The 22,403-nt window shown below is 35.4% G+C and carries 20 protein-coding genes; 12 read left to right on the forward strand and 8 right to left on the reverse strand.

What is annotated here, in order from left to right:
- Positions 1 to 404 precede the first annotated feature (404 nt).
- Positions 405 to 617: a hypothetical protein gene (locus AC13DP_RS20595; protein WP_013072298.1), complete on the forward strand. Its 213-nt coding sequence runs from the start codon at positions 405 to 407 to the stop codon at positions 615 to 617.
- A gap of 94 nt (positions 618 to 711) precedes the next feature.
- On the opposite strand, the gene AC13DP_RS20600 is transcribed toward AC13DP_RS20595, so the two are convergent.
- On the reverse strand, positions 712 to 1,563 hold the full coding sequence (locus AC13DP_RS20600) for a CHRD domain-containing protein (RefSeq protein WP_347406144.1): 852 nt from the start codon (positions 1,561 to 1,563) through the stop codon (positions 712 to 714).
- Positions 1,564 to 2,009: 446 nt separating this feature from the next.
- Here AC13DP_RS20600 and AC13DP_RS20605 point away from each other — a divergent pair, with 446 nt between their 5' ends.
- The 10 genes from AC13DP_RS20605 to AC13DP_RS20650 all read left to right on the forward strand — a co-directional run bounded on the left by AC13DP_RS20605 (position 2,010) and on the right by AC13DP_RS20650 (position 10,721).
- The gene (locus AC13DP_RS20605) at positions 2,010 to 2,717 is read left to right on the forward strand and encodes a putative quinol monooxygenase (RefSeq protein ID WP_347406145.1); all 708 of its coding nucleotides are present in this window, start codon (positions 2,010 to 2,012) and stop codon (positions 2,715 to 2,717) included.
- A gap of 296 nt (positions 2,718 to 3,013) precedes the next feature.
- Entirely contained in the window at positions 3,014 to 3,523 is a 510-nt protein-coding gene (locus AC13DP_RS20610) for a hypothetical protein (protein WP_347406146.1), read from the forward strand.
- 67 nt (positions 3,524 to 3,590) lie between these two features.
- Positions 3,591 to 4,142 (forward strand): hypothetical protein, encoded by a 552-nt coding sequence (locus AC13DP_RS20615; RefSeq protein WP_347406147.1) that lies wholly within the window; start codon positions 3,591 to 3,593, stop codon positions 4,140 to 4,142.
- Positions 4,142 to 5,311 (forward strand): spermidine synthase, encoded by a 1,170-nt coding sequence (locus AC13DP_RS20620; protein WP_347406148.1) that lies wholly within the window; start codon positions 4,142 to 4,144, stop codon positions 5,309 to 5,311. The genes AC13DP_RS20615 and AC13DP_RS20620 overlap by 1 nt, the downstream gene beginning before the upstream one ends.
- A gap of 74 nt (positions 5,312 to 5,385) precedes the next feature.
- Positions 5,386 to 6,327 (forward strand): hypothetical protein, encoded by a 942-nt coding sequence (locus AC13DP_RS20625; RefSeq protein ID WP_347406149.1) that lies wholly within the window; start codon positions 5,386 to 5,388, stop codon positions 6,325 to 6,327.
- Between the two features lie 29 nt (positions 6,328 to 6,356).
- Complete coding sequence (locus AC13DP_RS20630; RefSeq protein ID WP_228251179.1) at positions 6,357 to 6,902, forward strand: STM3941 family protein; 546 nt, start codon at positions 6,357 to 6,359, stop codon at positions 6,900 to 6,902.
- A 37-nt stretch (positions 6,903 to 6,939) separates the two neighbouring features.
- The gene (locus AC13DP_RS20635; RefSeq protein ID WP_347406150.1) at positions 6,940 to 7,392 is read left to right on the forward strand and encodes a hypothetical protein; all 453 of its coding nucleotides are present in this window, start codon (positions 6,940 to 6,942) and stop codon (positions 7,390 to 7,392) included.
- 814 nt (positions 7,393 to 8,206) lie between these two features.
- Entirely contained in the window at positions 8,207 to 8,857 is a 651-nt protein-coding gene (locus AC13DP_RS20640) for a DUF1349 domain-containing protein (protein ID WP_347406151.1), read from the forward strand.
- A gap of 294 nt (positions 8,858 to 9,151) precedes the next feature.
- The gene (locus tag AC13DP_RS20645; protein ID WP_013072310.1) at positions 9,152 to 9,370 is read left to right on the forward strand and encodes an SRPBCC family protein; all 219 of its coding nucleotides are present in this window, start codon (positions 9,152 to 9,154) and stop codon (positions 9,368 to 9,370) included.
- A gap of 322 nt (positions 9,371 to 9,692) precedes the next feature.
- Positions 9,693 to 10,721 (forward strand): alpha/beta fold hydrolase, encoded by a 1,029-nt coding sequence (locus tag AC13DP_RS20650; protein ID WP_347406152.1) that lies wholly within the window; start codon positions 9,693 to 9,695, stop codon positions 10,719 to 10,721.
- Positions 10,722 to 11,014: 293 nt separating this feature from the next.
- Here the strand turns inward: AC13DP_RS20650 and AC13DP_RS20655 are convergent, their stop codons facing one another.
- The 7 genes from AC13DP_RS20655 to AC13DP_RS20685 form a co-directional block, all read right to left on the reverse strand.
- Positions 11,015 to 12,379 carry a Gfo/Idh/MocA family protein gene (locus tag AC13DP_RS20655; protein WP_483068390.1) on the reverse strand — a complete coding sequence of 455 codons (1,365 nt, stop codon included), beginning with the start codon at positions 12,377 to 12,379 and terminating at the stop codon, positions 11,015 to 11,017.
- A 27-nt stretch (positions 12,380 to 12,406) separates the two neighbouring features.
- Complete coding sequence (locus tag AC13DP_RS20660) at positions 12,407 to 13,696, reverse strand: DUF3472 domain-containing protein (protein ID WP_347406154.1); 1,290 nt, start codon at positions 13,694 to 13,696, stop codon at positions 12,407 to 12,409.
- 64 nt (positions 13,697 to 13,760) lie between these two features.
- Positions 13,761 to 14,744 (reverse strand): RagB/SusD family nutrient uptake outer membrane protein, encoded by a 984-nt coding sequence (locus AC13DP_RS20665; RefSeq protein ID WP_347406155.1) that lies wholly within the window; start codon positions 14,742 to 14,744, stop codon positions 13,761 to 13,763.
- A complete protein-coding gene (locus tag AC13DP_RS20670) occupies positions 14,702 to 15,406 on the reverse strand; it encodes a RagB/SusD family nutrient uptake outer membrane protein (RefSeq protein WP_347406156.1) in 705 nt (234 codons plus the stop codon). The genes AC13DP_RS20665 and AC13DP_RS20670 overlap by 43 nt, the downstream gene beginning before the upstream one ends.
- 17 nt (positions 15,407 to 15,423) lie before the next feature.
- The gene (locus tag AC13DP_RS20675; protein WP_347406157.1) at positions 15,424 to 18,351 is read right to left on the reverse strand and encodes a SusC/RagA family TonB-linked outer membrane protein; all 2,928 of its coding nucleotides are present in this window, start codon (positions 18,349 to 18,351) and stop codon (positions 15,424 to 15,426) included.
- Positions 18,352 to 19,008: 657 nt separating this feature from the next.
- Positions 19,009 to 20,124, reverse strand: a complete 1,116-nt coding sequence (locus AC13DP_RS20680) for a phosphotransferase enzyme family protein (protein WP_013072316.1) — start codon at positions 20,122 to 20,124, stop codon at positions 19,009 to 19,011.
- A complete protein-coding gene (locus tag AC13DP_RS20685) occupies positions 20,115 to 21,041 on the reverse strand; it encodes a nucleotidyltransferase family protein (RefSeq protein ID WP_273300672.1) in 927 nt (308 codons plus the stop codon). The genes AC13DP_RS20680 and AC13DP_RS20685 overlap by 10 nt, the downstream gene beginning before the upstream one ends.
- A gap of 299 nt (positions 21,042 to 21,340) precedes the next feature.
- Here AC13DP_RS20685 and AC13DP_RS20690 point away from each other — a divergent pair, with 299 nt between their 5' ends.
- The gene (locus AC13DP_RS20690; RefSeq protein ID WP_272958319.1) at positions 21,341 to 22,387 is read left to right on the forward strand and encodes a substrate-binding domain-containing protein; all 1,047 of its coding nucleotides are present in this window, start codon (positions 21,341 to 21,343) and stop codon (positions 22,385 to 22,387) included.
- Positions 22,388 to 22,403 lie beyond the last annotated feature (16 nt).

Genomic DNA, 22,403 nt, shown 5'->3' on the forward strand with positions numbered 1-22,403 from the left:
TAGGTAATTATATAAATAAACTCTCCAAAAAAAGCTTGTAAATATAGCATGAAATTTAATTGCTTATCCATCTATTTAAGCGCTCACTTTATAATCTTTTATATAAGACGATAAAAATACTCTTCGATTATACCGTTCGACTTCAATCTGGTTTCTTATTCCTCAAAAGGATTTTATTAGTAAATTACTTAGGAAAAACTACAAGATAGGTATTAAAAATTATTTGGTTGTTTAAAGGCATACAGATAACTATAGTTATAGAAACGGGAGCGTAAATTTAATTTCGATTACCGAGAGAGAATGGATCATCAAAAAGTTTAATCTTCAATTAATCATTAGCCGTCTCATTTAAAACTTAAATAACATTTAATCGTACTGGGCAGGTAATTTTGTCAAAAAAACAAATGAGCTTACCAGAACAAACCAAAACTTTATTGGAAACTTTAAGTTTCCCAGTATCCTACGATAAAAAAGGGCAGAGTATAAAAGATGCAAACGGACTTTTCGTTTGTGATGTAAGAGGCTGGAGTAAAATACAATTTATGGACAAAGCTGAAGAAAGACATAATGCTATAGGTTTTGTGATTGCCGATTTATTGAATAGTTTACGAAAATAAAAGCTTTTAAGGCAGCCCTAAAGTAGCAAGCAAAAAAGAAAAAAGCCCGACTTTCGCCGGGCTTCTTATCACTCTAAAATTTTAAAGTCTACTATTATTCAGTAGCATTTGCTCCAATATTACCTTGTGCTGCAAGAGTCGCAAGATTATCGGCGCTGGCATGAACATTAATGTAACCATCGTACGTAATTAAATCTTCGTAAGAAACGGCTGTTTCTTCTTCATCATCGGTACCGTCTGTCATGGCCACGTTGGTGAAGCTCATTCCGCTTGCTCCATCCACAGATGTTAAGGTAATGGCAATATCCCCAGGGGCATCCTCAACAGATCCCATGTGAATATGTGCAGGATGAGAATTACCTTCAGTAGTACCTTCTAAGTCTAATTCTACCAGCGTTTCTCCATTTTCTCTTTCGTAAAAAGTAGCAGTACCACTTACACCTTCTACATCAACTTCAGCAAGATCATAAGATACTGACTCACCGGTTAATGCATTTCCACCGATATCGGTTTGTGCAACAAGTGTTTCCAAATCATCTGCGCTAGCATGCACGTTAATGTATCCGTCAAAATCCATTAAATCTTCAAAACTAATTTCAGTTTCTTTATCATCTAACATTTCAACAGTAGTTTCGCTTATACCGGTATCGCCATCTACTGGCTCTAAACTTAAAGCGATTTCTCCACCCTCTGCGGCCGAGTTAAAATGAATATGCGCAGGATGCATAACTCCTTCGCTAGTTCCATCAAGATCTAAAGTGATAGTAACAGATCCATCTTCGTTTTCATCAAAAGTTGCAGTTCCAGATACCCCAGATTCTCCTACTTCTGTTAGATCATAAGATTTTGATTGCCCCTCAAAAGGCGGATCTACATTTGCATCATCATCGTCGCTACATGATACAAGGCCTAAAAAGGCAAACAATAAAACACCAAATTTCTTCATTTTAATTTTCAATTTTTAGATTAACAAATTGGTTTTTGGTTTCGTAGTATAGATGGATAACGGGCAAATGAGTTGCGTAATTTTATTGTTAAAAACGAGAATAAAACTTAACAAACTGAGGTTCAAATCTTAATTTTAAAACTTTAACTTAAGTTTAAGTTTTATTATCAATAGGCGATGAAATTCATATTTTTACCGATAAAATGAACTTTGAGGCCTAAAAAATTTAAAACCAATAGTTTAAATTTTATTCCTACAGAATCGCGAACATTGACTTCCATTTTCAAAAAATTGGAATACTCTTTAGTTTCATCTTTTAAACTTTTCTTTTTCAAAAATTGAAAATTGCACCGCTTTACATGATGTTTTCCATTTATTAATATAGCTTTAAAAGCTTTTTTCTTTTTAATGTTATCTTAAAAGAAACGATTTTTAATACCTGGAATATGAAAAAACCACTTATCAAAACTTTAGTATGTATAGGGTTACTTATTGGTTCTCATCATTTTATAAACGCACAGGAACAGGAAAGTTTTCAGAAATTGGTAAAATTGCCTGTAAGGGAAGCTGCTTACGATAGTTATTTAGCTTTAATGCGTATTAATATTGAACAATCCAGAAAAGAAGATGGCAATATTTCGTTTACATTATTTGGGAAAGATGGTGATTATACGGTATACCTTCTCGAACGTTTTAAAAATAAAGCGGCCTGGGAAGAGCATAAAAAAAGCGTATATGCCAGGTCTACAGATGCCATTTCGCCTGCAGCAACCATGCATTTATCAGAAGAAACCATACTTAAGGAAATTCCTGAAATTCCTGCTGCGGATACTGAAATCCTTAGTCCTGAGGAAAACACGCAAAATATTATAACCTGGTTTACAGTACAGCCTACTGCCACAACCGCATTTATTGAAGCCATGAGCAAAGCCATCCCAAAAGCACGAGATACGGAAGGAAATTTAGGATATAATATTTATCAGAATGCTGAAGATCCCAATAAGTTTATCGTAATTGAACGATGGAGAAATCCTGAAGTTTATCAAAATTATTTGCAAAGTGAGTATAGTAAAAAGCTCAATCAAGACGTAGAAGGCTTACTTAACAAAGAGGCTAAATTAAAAAGGGAGGTTTTAAAAAATATTTCAGAATAATATTCTTAGTAACTAACAACAAAATTATGCTTTTAATAAAATGGGATCTTCTAGAGCTTTGCTTACGCATAGGCATTAATTTTATAGAATAACTCATAAAAAACTAAAAATTAAAAGATAAAAATTAACACTTACGACTGTAATTTTTACGGAAAACCGTATAGAATTATCAAGCCACACTACTAAATTTGCAATAGGAATGCTGACGGGGACGTTTATCGAGTAGGGCGATAAACAAGAGCTGTCGGCATTTTCTTCTTTAGTTTAGATCATAAAAGACAATCAATTATCAAACTATGTCATCTATACAATGTCCTGCCTGTAAAAAGCCTCAGGAAGCAAATCTTTCAAATTGTAAAAATTGCATGTTCCCTTTTACAGGCAGCGAGCAGGAAAAATCTAAACATATTGGACTATTTATCAATAAAAAAAGTATCGTGCATGATGCCGAAAATGCTATAACCCGTAGTCGGAAAATCTTATTTCTTATTGCTGCTTATAATTTTTTGTTTATCACCGCTCCTTTTATTTCTCCAGATATGGAAATCGATATTTTTGCGATTTCCATAAATGTGATTCTTGCTTTAGGCTTTATTATGTGCGCATTATTACTAAAAAGAAGTCCTATGTTCTTTACTATTTTTCCGCTATGCGCTATTCTAGGATTATATGCCGCCAATTTTCTATATGATCCAGATCTGGCAATGCGTGGCATTATTTTTAAACTTGTTATCATTGGGAGTTTAATTTATAGTATCTACCTGCTTCAGGAAGCCAAAAAGTTTAATAATAAATTTGCGGCTTAAGCCCTATTAAATGTACCTGGTTTTATGCCATTAATACGGAGATCTTATCTTTGCCAAAAACTTAGTTTTGATCAGGATTTTTAGAGTAATTGCCTTCTTTTTGTTTATTGGATGTCATCTGGCTTTTCTATTATCCATATTATTTGAAAAAATAAACAATGTATGGCTCATAGCAGGGATCATGATATCTACCGCGTTAATCACCTATGCGTACTATCATAAAAACACACAGGAAGAAGCTCATTTTTTAGATGATCTTCAAGATATTATTTATGTGAGCCTGGGTGCTTTACTTACCTATTTTATAAGCGTAGATCTTAAATTTGGTGCTGTAATCGCCGCTGGCTTTACCGGTACACTGGCTTCCTACTTACCTGCTATATTTAAAAAAGCGGCATGGATGAAAAGAGTACCCGTTCCTGCTTATTGCGGTGCTTTTGTGGGGATGACGGCGCCTGCGGTATCTTCTGGTTATACTTTTATAATTTTTAGTGCATTTTTAACGGGCGCATTATTCATTACTGCAAAAAATGTATTTAACGGTTTTGGTGGAAAGTTAGGGACTATCGCCTTTGGCGGTGTGGCCTTATCTTCACTGATCGTATATCTTTTATTGTAATGGAAACAAGTATTCTAATTTTTACCGGGATTATGGGCGCCTTACTCACCTGGTTTATTAATAACCATAAAGCTAAAGGAGCAGTTAGGGCCTCTGCCCTGCCCTCGTTACTGGTGGGATTGTTTTTTTATTGCTTTCCACATGTGCTTCCGGCATATCTTAGCAGGCAAATTCCGTTAGTATTTATTGGATCTTCTTTTGTAGGAATGGTATCTATCAACATTATTTCCAAATGGATCTATGTGGCGATTTCAGGATTGATTTTTAGCCTTATTTATTTAAATACAGGTGAATTCTTTAAGGGTTTTGGCGGTGCTTTGGGAACTACCGCATGTATCGCAGTATTAGTGGCCATTGGTCTTGCCAAACTAATTGAACACGGTGGTGTTAAAAAGAAAAATAATTTGGAATCAACTAGGCCGGGGCTGAACTCTGATATACTAAATAAAAAATTGAACTTATTTAAAAGCAAAGCAAAGAGCATGGCATTTGGATTATCCGCTAAACCCAAAAAAATCTTAAGCTACCTGTGGCCCATCACCAAAAAAGTAGATTCGGATTTCAGTGGAAAACTGGAAATTACATGGATAGACGGCAAAAAAGTATTAGATACCAAAAACGCAAACTATTCGTACGGCACGCTTCAACATGTACTGGAAAACGGACTGAAGCGTATTGATTTTTCGCAAATCGATTCTGTTTTAATTTTAGGTCTTGGTGGCGGGAGCGTTGTAAAATCACTTCAGGAAAAATTTAATTTCTACGGCAGCATACAAGCGGTAGAAATCGATCAAAAGATCATTGATATAGCCAAAACCGAATTTGATCTTTCAGCTATAAAAAATTTAAAAATCCATCAGGAAGATGCTTTCCATTTCGTTGAACATAGTAAGCAACAGTACGATCTTATCATTATAGATTTATTTATTGATACAGAAATACCTACTATTTTTCTTTCTGAAAAATTTTGTTTACAGCTCAGCAACATTTGCCAAAATAGCCTCTTATTTAATTTAGGTTTTCGTAGCGATGCCGCGGATAGAACAAAAAAAGTTACTGACTTTTTTGAAAACAACCCGAATTTCGAAGTCTTCAATCTTCAAAAAGTAGAAGGCATTAATCGTTTATTGATCGCTTTTCAACGCACAGTCAGGCCTTTTAAATACTAACTTTTCTTGTAACATTTTCGCTTAAATTGCCACTTATCATTAAAAAGAAGCTCTTTTTTCTAAAATTTTAATCTATGCCATTTCCAAAAGAGGAAGAATTTCAAAAACAACAATTATTAATCTCGAAATTATATAAATTACGGTCCCAATCTCAGGAAGCTAATTCACGATTAAAAAGTAAAGAAGAGCGTAGTGTCCAATTAAAGCAAGTATTGGAAAAAGAATATCACGATGTAGAACAACTCGATAAGCTCAACCTTACTGCTCTTTTTTATAGCATTTTAGGGAATAAAGACAAGAAACAGGAAAAAGAACGGCAGGAATACCTAAAAGCAAAACTACAGTACGAAGAAGCGATCGAAGAAATTAAATTGATTAAAAGGACTGTTGAACAACTTCGCATTGAAATTAACCTGCTAAAAAATTCCGAAGAAAAATACCAGCTCTTACTCCGGGAAAAAGAAGAATTTCTGCTTTCATTGGAAGATGAGAGTTCCAAAAACTTACAAGGTGTAATCGATGATATTAACGCTGCAGCCTTACACATCCAGGAAATTGAAGAAGTCTTGCAAGAAGCCGAGCCTGCACTGCATTATTTAAATGAAACCTTTAATCAACTACAATCGGCGGAAAGCTGGGGAACTTTTGATATGATTGGTGGCGGTTTACTCGTGACCTCTATAAAACATGGGAAGATCGATGAGGCGAGATTAGGTATTTCTAAAGCGCAATTTTATCTTGATAATCTTTCCCGCGAATTACGGGATGTTGTCCTACCCACGCAACTTAATGAAAGTATTGATATTGGTGATTTCGACAGCTTTGGTGATTATATTTTTGACGGACTTATTTTCGATTTTATCGTTCAGGAAAAAATTTCGAAATCCAAATCGCATGTTCAACGCGTTTATCTACAGGTTTCAACAATCGAACATATGCTAAAAAACCAGTTACAGGAGTTACAAAATGCCATTAAAGCCAAGATGCAACAAAAATTGCAGTTGCTTAAAAATTAGATTAAATTTATAGTATAAAATTAGTTTTTATGATACCTATAGAATCCATTTCCATATCACCGGATATAAAAAAACAAAATAACCTAATTATCATAGGATTGTTTTTTGTTATTACTTCGATTCTTATTTTTATCAATGCCGATCTTTATGCAAAAGCGGCAAATTCTTTAGTTCCCACATTTGTTCGCGCTGCGACTATTTTTAGCTTGCTATTTTTCGGTGGAATTACCGGCTATTTATTTTCGCTGCGGAATAAAAAACAAACCGCACTTACTATAAATCGTAAAGGAATTGTGGATCACACCAATGCAAGCAGTGTTGGATTGATAATGTGGGATGATATTACCGCTATTGAATCCAAAACCGTACTTTCTAGTAAGTCTTTATTGATTTATGTAAAACGACCGGAGAAATATCTGGAAAATACCAGGATCTGGAAAAAGATCATTTTAAAACTGAATGACCGTATTTGCAAAACCCCTTTTAGTATTAGCCTAAACCATCTTGAGTTTGATGCTGGAACTACTACCGCGTTAGTGAAAGAAAATTACCGAAAATTTAAGTATATCAAATAATTGATTTATTTTTCCAGAATATTACTATTTCTCTCTAATGGAATTAAAAAGCATACATCCCAGGGCTGATATTGGGCAAAATAAAAAGGCTTATAGGAGTTTTTCTCAATTTATGGGATTTCTTGAGGTACTAAAGCAGCAGGATCTTACCGAGATAGTAATTGAAAAATTAAATATTGAAATTGACAAAATTAACGCCGCATCGCTTAAGAAACTCAATTCTCAAATTAGGAAAAGTCAGTTTAAAATGATTCAGGTTCTTGAAAAAGAGCAAAAATTAGTTCCTAAAAATTACTATAGAAAGATCTGGCTAGTACTGGGTATGTCGGCTTTTGGACTTCCTTTAGGGGTTGTTTTCGGTTTTGCTTTAGATAATATGGCCTTTTTAGGAATTGGACTTCCCATAGGCATGGTCATCGGAATGGCCTTTGGCGCACAAATGGATAAAAAAGCTAAAAAAGAGGGGCGACAGATCAATATGGAAATGTGATTTTCCAATTGCATATTATTCTTTGCTTAGCACATATAGATTATAAAACTAATCATTTTGCTTAGGAGTAGTCAGAGATATATTGCTCTAATCTTTTGATTATGGGAATAAATGAAAAGTCTATGATGATAAATAAAGCTTCAGGTAAAAAACCGTCTATAGAAGAGCATTCTTTTTATCGGCATGGTTATCTTGAATATTTGTAACAACATGAAAAACAGCATCCTGTGCCTTATCACAAAGATCATTCAGTTTACTGCCTTTTCTCGGGAAGATCAACTGAAGATTTGATTTACAAGAGAGCTAATCAAATTCAGATACAACATAACAGGCACTTTCAATGTGGGACTATTTTTAAAACTTACAATGAATTAATTACACAATACCAAAAGGAGTGAATACTGATTTAGAACTCTTCCGGCTACTTTTATTTAGTTCAACAACGAATTAAGCTAGCTTCCAAACATTTTATCCTAAATTCGATATATAATTTTCATCGTATGGAAAACCTGATTTAGCCCTATATGATCTTTAGAAATTAGTACAAGCTTTTTACTTTTTCTCTATTGGTCTTTTTAAGCTTAGAGGCGACAAAGTTGCACAAAAGGTAGATTGATATATTAATTTTATTATTGGATCGCTTCACCTGTACCCATCGCACTGGCTTATAATTTATAAAGACTAATCTATAGCAAATCAACCGGAATACGGAAATCAATATAAATTTTGTTTGGAATCCTAATTTCAACTATTTTTAAGATATCATCAGGTAGTTTTGAGACAAACTACCCTTAACAATTATTAAGAGCATAAAATGAAAAAGAGTATTGTTTTACCCTTACTACTTATGATAGCAACAACTGCTTCTTCTCAAAATTTAAAAACTATGAACTGGCTTAATGAACCAGCTTCGTGGCAAGTATCAGAGGATAAATTAGAAATGTTTGTGACCCCCCAATCGGACTATTGGCGTGAAACTCACTATGGTTTTACAGTCGATGATGGACCATTTTATTACACAACAAGAGGTGGAGAGTTTGAGGCAAACCTAAAAATAACAGGAGAGTATACAACTCGCTTTGACCAAATGGGTATGATGCTAAGAGTTGACGAAGAACATTGGATAAAGACGGGAATTGAATATGTTGACGGCCAATATAACTTCAGCACCGTCGTTACCGATACTAAAAGTAGTTGGAGTGTCATTCAGTTGTCAGAACAACCAGCTTCGGTATGGATTAAAGTTATCCGGCGATTAGATGCTGTTGAAATATTCTATTCCCTCGATGGAAAAAATTATACGATGAGTAACCTGAGCTACCTAAAAAATAATGTTCCTGTTAAGGTTGGTATGATGGCCGCAAGCCCGGATGGAGAGGGATTCAAAGCTATATTTGAAGATTTTAGTATAAAGCATTTGCCCGACATGAAAAGATTAGAATGGTTAGAAAGAAATAAAGAATAAAACTTACCAAAAAAGGCAATCATCAAAGCTTAAAGCGCATTGATCTTTATGAATAACCGAAAGGTTATAGGTTATTTTTCATAACAACATTAGCATCCACCCTAAAACTAAATGCCGAGAATTCTATTAAGAACTGAAATTAAAGCTAATAAGGAAACAGTTTTCGACCTTTCTCGTAGCATTGATATGCATAAAATATAGACTGAACACACTAATAAAACTGCAATTGCAGGCAAGCGAAGCTGATTAATCAGACTGAAGGAAAGCGTCACGTGGCGAGCAAAACATTTTGGAGTGTACCAAAAACTAACTTCTAAAATAACCGAATTTGAACGACCAAATTACTTTGCTGACCAAATGGTGGAGGGAGCGTTTTCGGAAGATAAACACGAACATCATTTTGCAAATTTCAATGGTGGAACCTTGATGACTGATTTTTTTGACTATAAATCACCACTCTGTTTTTTAGGCCATTTAGCAGATAATTTTACAAACATTTATCAGAACCAATAAAACTCGTTGGATCTACAAAATTTGTAGACTTGACCGAAAGAGCGAATAATGCATTTGAAAGTGAAAGTGAAAAAATCTTCAAGCATCCAAATGATTATCTTAAAGTGTTTAGTACTTATAATTAGAACCCATTAAACAAATTTGACACAGATTTTTATGAGCTTTATAAAACATAAAAATTAAAAAGGAATTTACAAATCATTAAAATTTTGTATTCTTTGTGGTTTTTGAGAATATTACTGTACAATTAAACGGTAACAGAAAAATCGCAATATAGACTACTTATCATTAGATATTTTTGTACTTAGAATTTTAAAAATTTATGAAAACTACACTACGATTCATTCTTAAAATTTTCAAATGGATTGGTAAAATTTTGGCCGGTTTTATTCTTCTTCTATTAATATGCGGTTTATGCTTTCGATTATTTAGTTCAAAACCAGTCCCACCGGGAGAGTTAGTTGACATTAATGGAACTAAACTGCATATAAGAGCGGAAGGCCAAAAAAATGATTTACCAAGTCTTATTCTTGAAGCAGGTGCAGGCAGTAATACCGATATGTTGCATTGGATTGCGGAAGGATTAAATAAAAATATGAGAGTCATTCGTTATGATCGAGAAGGAAAATGGTTTAGTGAATCAAGTAAAGACAGTATTACTTCAGAATTTTATGCCAAGCAATTGCATCGATTACTTGAAAAAAGTGGCGAAAAACCACCTTATATATTAGCAGGTCATTCTATGGGTGGTCCTTATAATCTAATATTCCGAGACCTGTATCCTAATGAAGTAAAGGGAATGGTTTTCTTGGATTCGAGTCACCCTGAACAATGGAAGCGATTGGCGCAGAACGAGTTATTTAGTGATAGTCAAATAATCATTGTAAAAACCATGGCTATACTTGCAGATATGGGAATTGTTGGAGCTTTTAATACATTATTTAAATCGGAACCTAATAATGATGGTTTACCAAAGGCACTCCATACACGTTCGCATAATCTTACGGCGTATTCCGGGAAAGTATTCCATAGGTATATCAAAGAAAATAACATTAATAATATGATTCTTAAGAGAGCTGGTCAAACCAAAAGTTTAGATTCTTTACCGATATTGGTTTTTACTGCAACTGAACAATATGAGGAATCTCAAAAGGAAAAATATAGAAACCAAGGCATAGACCCAGATAAACAAATTGAATTATGGTTCAAAATGCAAAAAGAATTGAAAGAACTTTCCAAAAATGGGAAACAATTTATTATTAATGCTAATCACGGTTCCATAATTACCAAGAAGAAAAATGCAGACATGATCAATAAACAAATACTCCTAATGGCTGAAACAATTAAGTAAAAAGTTCAAAAAACTACATAACAATAAAAACTAAGATAGTATATAAAATCTTAAAATAGAAATTCGCTTGAATTTAAATCGCTCTCTCCATCAAGGTAATATTTTTATAATAAACCATTTATAAATTTTTAGCAAATTATTTATTTGTAATCATTAAAATATAGTGCTGTTACGATTGCGATCATACCGATCAAATTCAGCCTAATGCTCCTGATTCTTCCCAGACATTCCTATAACTTAGAAATCTGATAAAAAAATTCCCAACCGATTTATCTCAATTGGGAAAAGTTCTATTATTTACCATATTCATCTTTCATCCAGTCGTAAGGTGCTCTGGCGACCCATTGACCACGCGTAAAATCCGGGAATTCCTGAGGTTCTCCATTATTCTCTATAGACGCCTCTGATAGCGGGGTTATGGCACTCCAGGCCGCAGCATCATAAGCATCGATAGGAGGAGCCACATTTGCTAATGCCGACTCAACAAAGGATTTCATCACAAAATAATCCATCCCTCCGTGACCGGCGCCGGTAGCTTCTTCTCCATACTTTTGCCATATTGGATGATCATACTTTTTAAGCCATTCGGCAGAATTATCCCACTGGTGTGGTTCCGATTGTCCTTCCACATAGATACGGTCACCGTCTTTTTCCCAAAGTCCGTTTGCTCCCTGCACTCTAAAGCCCAATGAATATGGACGTGGTAGATTGGTATCGTGTGTAACTATTATTGTCTCCCCATTGGCACATTCAATCATAGAGGTAATCACATCTCCCTGTTTAAATTTGATTTTAGCATTGGGATGATCTTCCCCGCCATGATCCACCACATATTTATGCAATCCTACGGCTTTTGTAGCATTTGCGGTCATGCTGGTAAAGCGGTTTCCCCTGTTAATATCGGCCATTGCTGCGATGGGGCCAACCCCATGCGTAGGATAGGTATCTCCATTTCGTAAAACAGAATGTTTTGTTCTCCAACGTGCTTCTGAAAGCCCTTTTTCACCAAATTCAACACCACCGCCATAGGGTTGCTCGCCATTATTAAATTTTACTTCTCTTAAATCGTGTTGATATCCACAACGATAATGAAGCATTTCACCAAATACATTTTGCTTAACCATATGGAGTACTGCCATCACATCTCTTCTAAAATTTACATTCTCCAAAAACATCATATGGGTACCAGTAGCCTCGTGTGTATTTACTAAATCCCAACATTCTTCTATAGTTTGAGAAGCCGAAACTTCAAGTCCGGCATAAACCCCTGCTTTCATTGCGGCTACAGCCATTTTGGTATGCCATAACCAGGGTGTCGCAATTATGACTGCGTCTACATCGGGAGCATCCAAAAGGTTAAGATAATCATTCTCGTCTTTACCAAAAACCATCGGTTTTTTACGCCCGTCTTTTTTAAGTAGTTCCAGAGCAATATCGATACGTTTAGGATCGATATCACAAATTGCGGTAATCTCAGTATCCTTACGGTGAATTGCATTGTTAAGATGATTGGTTCCTCTTAGCCCAACACCTATAAACGCTATTTTTAAACGATCTGTTGCCGGTTTAGGATTAAAAGGAAATACCAGGGTTGGGGCAAGGCTAATCCCTGCCCCTATTACTGCCGATCTCTTGATAAAATTTCTTCTTGACTTCATTCCTTAATATTTTAAAAAAATAGATGTTTAGTTGTTTATGATTTCATCAAATTGATTTAAATCAATACTTGGTTCCTTATAACTTGGGACTCTTTTAAAAACAGTTCCGGGTGTAACTTCAGAATTAAAAAAACCACAATTCTTTAGATAGAAGCCATAGTCTTCACTCCCACCTCCATAATCCAATCTTCTACCTGCTTTTGCAGTAGCATCTACCGTAAAGGTGGCTTCGGTGATCTCTGTCCAGGCCCCAGTAGTATCATAAACCCATTGGTTTTTATAAAACCCTTTACGTTCCTGATTACCTGTATTAGGGTTGAAGTTTTCTAAGAAAGAATAAAAACCTTTTAAATAACTACTGGTCTGCGGCCTTCTAAAAGAAGCGATAAGCTGCCATTCTCCTAATTCTGGTGCATAAAAATATGCGGTATAGTCTGAAGAACCCTTTACCGAAGGTTCTCCTTTAAGCAAGAATTTATAGGTACTTCCTGCACGCCAGTCGTATACCAAATGGCTATGACCACCAGAACCTTCATTTCCAAACTCCCCGGCATTTACAGCTTCTCCCTTTTTTAAAAGAATTATACGCTGATCTTCGGGAATTTGTGAAGGATCATCGGTTACATAAGGGCTCCATACCGAAAAAATTACCCTACGCTCTTTTTCGCTGTTTACCTGAATGCCAAAATATCCATAATTAAAACCATCGGCCATAAAATAAGAACCTATTTTATCCTGCCCTTGCGGAACTTCTATTTCACTATAGAAATAAAGTAACTCCTTGTCTTCTGGAATGGTAAAATTTAAATGATCCGAAGGACCACGACGTCCAAAATAAAAGTTTTCGCTCTCTTTTATAAAAGTTATCTCAGAGGAAGCAACACGTCCTCCCAATAAAATTTCCTGTACGTCTGCAACATAATTACCTGTTTTGTGCTTTGCCTTTAGTTCTAAAGTGTGATAACCCGAAGCTACCTCTTCAAACTCAGCAACCCCAATATCTTTATAGGTAGCGTTGGATAATTTTAATTCCCGTACATTCCCATCTAAAAGAACCTGAAGATCTGTTAGACCTTCGGGAACTTTAACAGATAAGCCTATCTGTAAATTTCCACTTTGCGAGGTAGCGAAATAAGTTTGGAGAATATCATCTTTAGATGTCCAATTATGAATTCCGGTATCAAAAACCAGAGCCTTCGTTTTCTCCGGACTATTTTTTATCCAGGAATTCCCTCCGGCAGGAATACGGGTGGTAAAATTATATACAATTTCTTCATAATCTTTATTTTCCTTATCGCTTTGATTACAGCTAAACACAAGAAAACTAAGGATTAAACAATAAAGGCTGTTAAATGAAAAAATCTGTTTATGCCTATAAAAATCAGTCATTTTGTATCAAACTTGGTTGAACATTTATTTGCGCTTCCGGGATATACTCAATAACCCGATTAGCGCTGGCCGGAATTTCAAAACGAGGGTTGTTTCCATTTAAATGTGTACCGGGGTAACGTCTGTTCATTGTTCGTCCATTACGAAAAACATCAAATTTACGATGGCCTTCATAAGCAAGTTCCATCCTGCGCTCTTGTAAAACCACATCCAGAATATTCATCCCGTCAGGAAAGTTAGATACATCATCATAGGCTGCTATGCCTGCCCGGGTACGTATCACATTTACATCATCCAGTGCATTCCCAACCTGATTCAATTTCGCATATGCTTCAGCTCGGTTTAAGTACATCTCTGCTAAACGCGATACTACCGGAGACCATAATTGAGGTACGTCATCCTGCAATGAACATTTCAGAATAAAAAATTTAGGATATCCATTACGTTTTACCATATCGTAATCCTTAATTACATATTGCTTACTACCAGATGTTGTGGTATAAAAATACAGTGTTTGCGACCCGTTTTCTTCATCAGAAACTAAATAATCTGTTCCATTGTCTGAAAAATAAGTCTTACCTCCCTGCTCAAAAGTTCTTTTAAATACATATTGATAATTTTCATTTATCCAATACACTGCTGGAATTCGATCTCCATTATCATCAGTAAGATATTGCGGATCAATAAATTCTAATCTTTTATCTGAAGGATTTTTTCGTAACAGGTTAAGAAAATCACTTGATGCGTACATTTCTCCCCATCCGCTGCCAAGTATATTTGCATAAAGTGACCCCACTGTATAATATCCATGATTATAATCTGATTCTTCTAAGAATTTGAAACAAAAAATAGTTTCGGGATTATCATCTGGATTGAGCCTGGTATAATCAGGAAGTTGATCTGTAGAAAGCAAATTATATCTACCCGAAGAAATCACTTTATTGGCGTAATCAATAGATTTTTGATTTTCTTCCATATACAAACTCTGGACAACAGCGCCTGAGCTGCTTCCTTTGTGGCATAGCTATTAGATTTATTTACACTCATTAAAGATTCAGCCTTTAACAGATCGGCCAACACCTGATCGTATACCTCCCCTACGGTGTTTCGATCTGGTAGATCATCTATTTGCGAGCTCAATTTTAAAGGTACCCCTAAATTATCCCGTCCCTGGTTATAAGGTCTTCCAAAAACATTTACCAGTTCAAAATAGGCATAAGCTCTTAAATAATAATTTTCTCCAATGAGCTGATCTGTTTCTTCAGACTCTCCTTCAGTAGTAAGCGCTATCATTTTATTACATCCCACAATAGCCTGATATCCTGAGGTCCAAAAATTATTTACACGACCGCTGGTTGCTAAATTATTGTAATTATACGTAAAAAATAATGCATCTGTTGTAGTACCACTCAAGGCAACGTTATCCCCCGGGTATTCTGCTATTCGATGAAATTGAGAAGCAAAGCCGTTTCCGTCGGCATCACCTTTTAAAATGGCATAATTTCCCAGCGTTGCTGCGGCTATCCCTCCCTCTCCGGATAATAATTCTTCTGAGGCAATTGAATCGTAGGGAAATCTTTCAACCTCACAACTCATAAGAGTCAGACTGATGAATAGAAGTAATAGTATATTTTTCATTTTATTGGTTTTTTAGATTAAAATGACACGTTTAGTCCAAAGGCTAAACGTTTTGAAACTGGATACTGGGAACTAGCATAGCCATCGATCCCTACTTCAGGATCTGTACCTGAAAAATCTGTAAGGGTAAGCAAATTATCTCCGGTGATATACAGCTCAAAACTGCCCAGTTTGAGATTGTTTAACCATACTTTTGGAAAGCTGTACCCCAAACGGATGTTTCGCATTCTTAAGTAACTTGCATCCTCCAGATATCTCGAAGAGGTTTTGTTAGAAAGGTTATTCCCTCCATAAAGTGCCTGAGGGTGAGTGGCCATATCGCCAGGCTCTTCCCATCTGCTCCAGCCGTCTTGTAACACTTGTTGGTTATAGGTTGGGTAGGCCCCATCTGCATCATACAATTCCCTACTCGAGTGATAAATGTAGCCTCCTTTTGAGAAATTGAAGTTGGCGCTAAGGGAAAAACCTTTATAATGCATCATTGAACTAAAACCGCCATAAAAATCGGGAGTAGATGTTCCTACGATCTGTTTGGTTGCTGCATTATAGTCTGTAGTTTCGCTGCGCTCGCCGTTCTCTGGGTCTACTACCTCCCAAAGTGGGCTACCCGTATCTGGATCTACTCCCAGCCATTTACGCATAAACCATGTATTATAGTCCTCTCCTACTCTAGATAACTTAGTGCCCCGATCTATATCTGCATCTTCAAATAACTCGGTTACCTCATTGCTGTTTGTTCCCATATTCCCGGTAAGTGTCCAACCAAATCCATTTTGAGTATGGGGAAAAATAGTTACTGAAAGATTGGCTTCAAAACCTTTATTCACCACCCCTCCAATATTTTCATAATAGCCATTATACCCGCTGGTTGATGGCAGACTCACATAGTATAGTAAATCTGAGGTATCTTTATTATAATACTCCAACGACAAAGCTATCCGATCATAGAATCGCGTATCTATACCAATATTGGTTTGATAAGATATTTCCCAGGCTAAGTCATCATTACCATATTGATATGGTGAAGGAGCAGGAAGACCGTTATAGGTACTCTGCAGACTATATAAATCATATTGAGGATATAATGCTGCAGGCCTGTTCCCTACCGCACCATAACTGGCTCTAAGTTTTAATTGATCGATAGTTTCGATATTAAAAAAACTTTCATTATGAATATTCCATCCCAGGCTTCCAGAATAAAAGGTTCCATATTGATTATCCTTACCAAAATTTGAAGCTCCGTCTCTACGAACAGAAAATTGGGCTAAGTATCGATTGTCATACCCGTAGTCTGCATTAAATAATACCGATTGAAGAGCTGAATCATTGGTTGTTCCGGATACCGCTCCTGGAGTTGCGGCATTGTCAAGAATACTGGTACCCGAGACGATTCCATAACCGGTTGCACCATTAGAAGTGTATTTATAATCCTGATATTCATAAGCCAGAAGCGCGTTAAGTCGATGAGCCCCAAAGTCCTTTGAATACTTGAGCATTTGATTGGTGAAGTTGGTAATACGTTTGTTACTATATTTATACAACTGACCATTATTAGCAAGACCGGCCGTAGATTTTGGATCGGTATAGCTCATACCATCGGCATAGTAAAATGTCACACTATTTGTTGAAATGAACTTGAGATCAGGCAGGATCTGGTATTCCAAATCCATATTTGAAAACAGGTTAAATTCTCTACTATTACTATAGTCAAATTGTAGATTGTACAGATAGTTAGCATTATCCCGGCCATACCAAACCTGCGTGTTTTGCAAATTCTGTGGATTGATAATCTCGCCTTCCTCATCTGTAGGAAGATCCCATGGCATATAGGTATATAAGGCGTATAGTGAATGTTGTCTATTGTTGCGTTTATTGTAATTTACCGCTACTTTTGGTTTTAAGGTAAGTTTATCTCCCACCTTATAGTCATGATTAAGACGCGCACTTACCCGATCATATTTATAGCCCTTTAGTGTGCCGGTTTCATTATAATATCCTAATGATAAAAATGTTTTTGATTTGTCATTTCCTCCTGTAAAACTTAGATTGTGATCCTGAATCACACCGGTTTGTGTCCCATTTTCAAACCAGTCATAGTCATTACTTAACACGCCCTCATCTACTCCTTCGGGAATGTTGTTAGGATTACCAAAAGACTGGTAATAATCATACAACTGCCTGGAATTCATCGTTTCAAAATTTCCATTATTGAAATAGCTATACCCTAGCCTTGAAGAAACTCTAAGCGTATTTTGATCCAGCCTGGCTTGTTTTGTAGTAACCACCACTACCCCATTTGCTCCTCGAGAACCATACAATGCTGTCGCTGAAGCATCTTTTAATACCGAAATACTTTCTACCTCATTTGGATTTAGGTTGGGCGTGCCGTGAACAATTACGCCATCAACCACCCATAATGGATTAGTACCTCCATTTATAGAAGTAAGTCCCCGAATACGTACTGAAGGCAAGGATCCTGGTTGCCCTGACCCCTGAACCACCTGAACTCCGGCAGCTTTACCCTGTAACATGGTTGAAACATCTGAAGTAGTGACATCCGTAAGTTCATCTGATGTCACTTCAGAAACAGCCGAAGTTATACTTGATTTCTTTTGCTCGGTATATCCTACTACAAGGATCTCATCAAGTTCTGAAGTAGATGGCTGCAGATTTACATTAATAATACGATCATTAGAAATAGTAACTTCTTTGGGAGAAAAGCCGAGATAACTGAACACCAGTACCTCACCAACATCTCCCATTATGTTATAATTTCCATCAAAATCGGTCACCGCCCCTATAGAAGTGCCCTTAACCTGGACAGTAACTCCGGGAATTGGTGATCCTGAATCTGAATCGGTCACCACACCCGTTATTTCGTTTTGCGAGAAGGCAGCACCTACTAGAAACAAAGCGAAAAACAAATTGCTTAAAAGTTTAATCATAATTTACGCTGTTTAATTGATTGAGTGATTTTGTACATCATGTTATCTGGGGCTTATAGTTGTTTTAATTCTTAAATTTCATTAGCTGGGTGTAGATATCTAGACAAAAGTTTTTCCAAATGAGCTTATAAAAACGGGAAAGGCCAATAGTTTGATTTTTCTCTGCCTATATCCGTATAAGAAATTTAGAAATCACTTTAGGAGCAAGACAATTAAAAGTGTTCTCGAGCACACTTTTAATTAAAAAATTTTATTTAGATCTAAAGCATCAATAGTATTTGTATTTATACCATAAGAATATCATTTTGATTGTGGATTTGGCGATGTGTTCCGCTCTATTTTTAAAACTTAAACCGGAGTCCGTCCATAACAGATAAACTTATTCTCCAATTTAAAAAAGCTATGCTAGCTTCTTTTATTTGTTAATATTTTACTAATCTAATAAATTAATATTAATTATGTGTTCGAGCACATAATTAATTTATGTTAAAGTTTAATTTTTTAATAGGTTCGACTACAAAGTATTTTTCGTCATGTTTGAAAACATAATTCCTCTACATATATCTATACATGAAAAATCGTAAAAAATGCTAATACTATTTTTTCAAAAAGATTTTTAAACTATAATTACCCGTCACTAGGCTTAATTACAGAGTTCTATAATCGTTTTGATTTCAATATAGATTTGCTAAGTTTTAGGATATCTGGGTATTGATCCTCAAAGCTTTCGATAAGTTTAAACTGGTTTTTTGCACGATCGAGATTGTGCTCAGCATAAGAAGTTTTGTAGTACACATCACCTGCCAGATAATCAGTCAAAAATCGTAATCCCATGATAAAGATTATCGTTTTTGCCCCTAATGGTAAAAATTCGATTTCTAAATCAGATAATGAGTGCTGTAATTCCTCTAAAAAGCCCTTAAGGTAGGCCTCATAATATTTCACATTGAATTTGACCAGGCTCAAATCCTTCTCATCTTCTTCCGCAGTATTACAGATCGTTCTAATGGCATCACCAAAATCATTATGAACGATACCGGGCATTACTGTATCGGTATCAATAACACACAAACCTTTATTATTTCTATCGAAAAGGGCATTAGAAATTTTGGTATCATTATGTGTTACCCTAGTAGGTATTTTACCTTCATCTTTTAATTGCTGTAAAATTACCATTTCTGTCTGCAATGAATGCACACATTCGATTTGCGAAACTGCCTTTTCTAAGCGTTCCGTACAAGCCTTATCTCTTGCTTTTTCAAATTGTATTAATCTTTTAGGAACATCGTGAAAGCCAGGAATAATTTCTACTAGCTGGCCGGCATCAAAATCGCTGGTCTGACTAATAAATTTACCGAATAACTTTCCTCCCTCGTAGGCAATTTCTTTATCGGTAACGGTATCGTAAGAAATACTGTCTTTGATGTAATAGGTTAAATTCCAATAATTATCAAAAGCATCCTGATAAAAATAAGCCCCTTTCCGTGTTGGCAGAAAAGTAAGCACATGTCTATATTTTTCTTTGGCAGTGAGTTTTGGAAATTGACTAGCTAGGTGTTTACTAATTTTTACTTTGTTATTGACCAGTGCCGGAACATTATGAAATACTTCATCATTAATACGCTGCAATACAAAATTGTGAGCTCCAGAAGTACCGATAAAGTACGTATCATTAATATGACCACTAGAAAATTCCTGTATTTCTTCAATGGTACAGTTGTGGTTAAAAGCATTAAAAACCGAAGCTATTAACTCCTTTTTATTTAATCCCATAATTGTACCGGATAAATTTCTTTTTCTTTTAATTTTTTAATTTCTTTCTCTGCGATGATTTTATCCTCTTTGTAAGTCACTCCAAACCACTTCTCAGAAGTGCTTAATACTTCTACCTTTACATTATCAGATTGTAACATTTCGTTGACTACGGTAGGAATAAAAAATTCAGCTTTTATATTGCCACTACTTCGTTCAAGAAAGTTATAAAAAAGCTCCCATCCAAATTCAAAGCATTTTGGTGTGAAACCCCAAAAATTCATAGACACGAAAGTATCTGGATCAATTGGCTCTAGCAAGCCTTCTTCAGTTTTTACAAGAATGGCTTCTCCACTCTTTTCAATATGTGTACGTTCGGTGACCTCTTCCAGATACCCCGATTTCGAAACTTTACACTCCCCCCTAGAAACATATCCATGATCTGAAACCGTATTTTTAAGCTGAAAAGCAACCATCTTAAAATTATAAGAATCGCTACTTTCCTTATTAAGTGCATTTGCCATCGTGATAAACGATTGGCGCCCATAAAAATCATCTGCATTAATAATTGCAAAGTTTTCTTTGACCACATCTTTTGCTAAAAGTAATGCGTGTCCCGTACCCCAGGGTTTGGTACGGTTTGGGTCTACGTATTCATCGGGCACGCGATCTAATTCCTGAAAGACATAATCTACTGCTGCTTTACCTCGTAATTTAGGCTCAAAAACCTCTTTAAACTCGGCTAATAAATTTTCCCGAATAATAAACACGACCTTCTTAAATCCCGCCTGGATAGCATCGTAAATAGAAAAATCAATGATGGTATCCCCCTGCGGAGAAAAAGTATCTAATTGTTTTAAACCTCCATATCGACTACCTATTCCGGCAGCGAGTATAACTAATGTAGGTCCTTTTGCTTCTTGTATTTCAGTTGACATAGACATGTTTTTTCAGAGATTTGTGCAGTGTATGAATGGTTTTTCCATCTGCAAGATCCCAATAATTTATTCTTTCTTATAATCTCACTTAATCGACTACTATTAATAAATTGAAAATCAATATTTTGTAATCTACAACAATTATTTCCGGAAGATATTTTTGTTAATATCCGGTACAATTTATCTAAAATCAATGTAAAAAGAAAGGATTTTAAAAAAAAATGTGCTCGAACACACACGTTAACATCATCCAGCATGATTCAGATAGTTAATTCATATAGATTAGTATATTTGTGTTAATGAAAAAAAACTACACCATTAAAGATATTGCAGAGTTAGCTGGCGTATCTAAAGGCACTGTAGATCGTGTAATTCATAAACGCGGAAAAGTATCTTCTAAAGCATTAGAGCAGGTTAATAAAGTTCTTGATCAAATTGAGTATAAACCTAACCCTATTGCAAAAAGCCTAAAAAACAATAAAGTTTATAATATTGCTATATTGTTACCAGATGCGGATAACGATCCCTATTGGCTCCCCTGCTATGATGCGATAAAGCAGGTTGAAAATGAATTTAGTCATTTTGGAATTAAAATAAAAAAAGGAATATTTAATCCTCAATCAACTGAATCATTTACTAAATCGGCAGAAATTATTCTCGCAGAAAAGCCGGATGCTATATTAATGGTGCCTTTATTCTATAAAGAAGCAAAGGATTTCGCTAAAAATTGTGTAGATGCCAACATTAAGATGGCAACGTTTAATAATTATATAAAAGATCAGAAAATTGATCTGCAAATTGGTCAGGATTTATTTCAAAGTGGACGCGTGGCTGCTAAGCTTTTTAATATGCTATTAGGTACAAAAGCTTCTTTAGCTATTCTACATATTGATGAAGCTTTTCAAAATGCATCCCACATGCAGGAAAAAGAACTTGGTTTTAAAACCTATTATTTACAAAAAGAATTAGATTACGATATTAGCGTATATAATTTAAAAAAAGAGGCTAAAATTCCTTTTAAAAAAACCATTGATCATTTTCTAAAATCTATAACTCCCGTTGATGGGTTGTTTGTCACTACATCAAAGGCTTATCTTTTAGCTAATTGTATGACGGAAAGCTTTTCTAAACCGTTAATCATAGGTTATGATCTTGTTGCAGAAAATATCGATCATTTAGCACATGATAAAATTGCATTTTTAATTCACCAGGATCCTAAGAAACAGGTATACCTAAGCTTAACTAAGCTCATTGAATATTTTTTATTTGGCAAACCCCTGCAGGAATCCTTAAGTCTTCCTATCGATATCATTAATAGTGAAAATTACCCACAGTATTTAAAGTAATATTAAATAAATATAC

The sequence above is a fragment of the Zunongwangia sp. L-65 genome (assembly GCF_056859415.1).

Coding starts and splice junctions, on each gene's coding strand:
- AC13DP_RS20595 (WP_013072298.1), top strand. CDS start 405: ATGAGCTTACCAGAACAAACCAAAACTTTATTGGAAACTTTAAGTTTC.
- AC13DP_RS20600 (WP_347406144.1), bottom strand. CDS start 1,563: ATGAAGAAATTTGGTGTTTTATTGTTTGCCTTTTTAGGCCTTGTATCA.
- AC13DP_RS20605 (WP_347406145.1), top strand. CDS start 2,010: ATGAAAAAACCACTTATCAAAACTTTAGTATGTATAGGGTTACTTATT.
- AC13DP_RS20610 (WP_347406146.1), top strand. CDS start 3,014: ATGTCATCTATACAATGTCCTGCCTGTAAAAAGCCTCAGGAAGCAAAT.
- AC13DP_RS20620 (WP_347406148.1), top strand. CDS start 4,142: ATGGAAACAAGTATTCTAATTTTTACCGGGATTATGGGCGCCTTACTC.
- AC13DP_RS20625 (WP_347406149.1), top strand. CDS start 5,386: ATGCCATTTCCAAAAGAGGAAGAATTTCAAAAACAACAATTATTAATC.
- AC13DP_RS20630 (WP_228251179.1), top strand. CDS start 6,357: ATGATACCTATAGAATCCATTTCCATATCACCGGATATAAAAAAACAA.
- AC13DP_RS20635 (WP_347406150.1), top strand. CDS start 6,940: ATGGAATTAAAAAGCATACATCCCAGGGCTGATATTGGGCAAAATAAA.
- AC13DP_RS20640 (WP_347406151.1), top strand. CDS start 8,207: ATGAAAAAGAGTATTGTTTTACCCTTACTACTTATGATAGCAACAACT.
- AC13DP_RS20650 (WP_347406152.1), top strand. CDS start 9,693: ATGAAAACTACACTACGATTCATTCTTAAAATTTTCAAATGGATTGGT.
- AC13DP_RS20655 (WP_483068390.1), bottom strand. CDS start 12,379: ATGAAGTCAAGAAGAAATTTTATCAAGAGATCGGCAGTAATAGGGGCA.
- AC13DP_RS20665 (WP_347406155.1), bottom strand. CDS start 14,744: ATGGAAGAAAATCAAAAATCTATTGATTACGCCAATAAAGTGATTTCT.
- AC13DP_RS20670 (WP_347406156.1), bottom strand. CDS start 15,406: ATGAAAAATATACTATTACTTCTATTCATCAGTCTGACTCTTATGAGT.
- AC13DP_RS20675 (WP_347406157.1), bottom strand. CDS start 18,351: ATGATTAAACTTTTAAGCAATTTGTTTTTCGCTTTGTTTCTAGTAGGT.
- AC13DP_RS20680 (WP_013072316.1), bottom strand. CDS start 20,124: ATGGGATTAAATAAAAAGGAGTTAATAGCTTCGGTTTTTAATGCTTTT.
- AC13DP_RS20685 (WP_273300672.1), bottom strand. CDS start 21,041: ATGTCAACTGAAATACAAGAAGCAAAAGGACCTACATTAGTTATACTC.
- AC13DP_RS20690 (WP_272958319.1), top strand. CDS start 21,341: ATGAAAAAAAACTACACCATTAAAGATATTGCAGAGTTAGCTGGCGTA.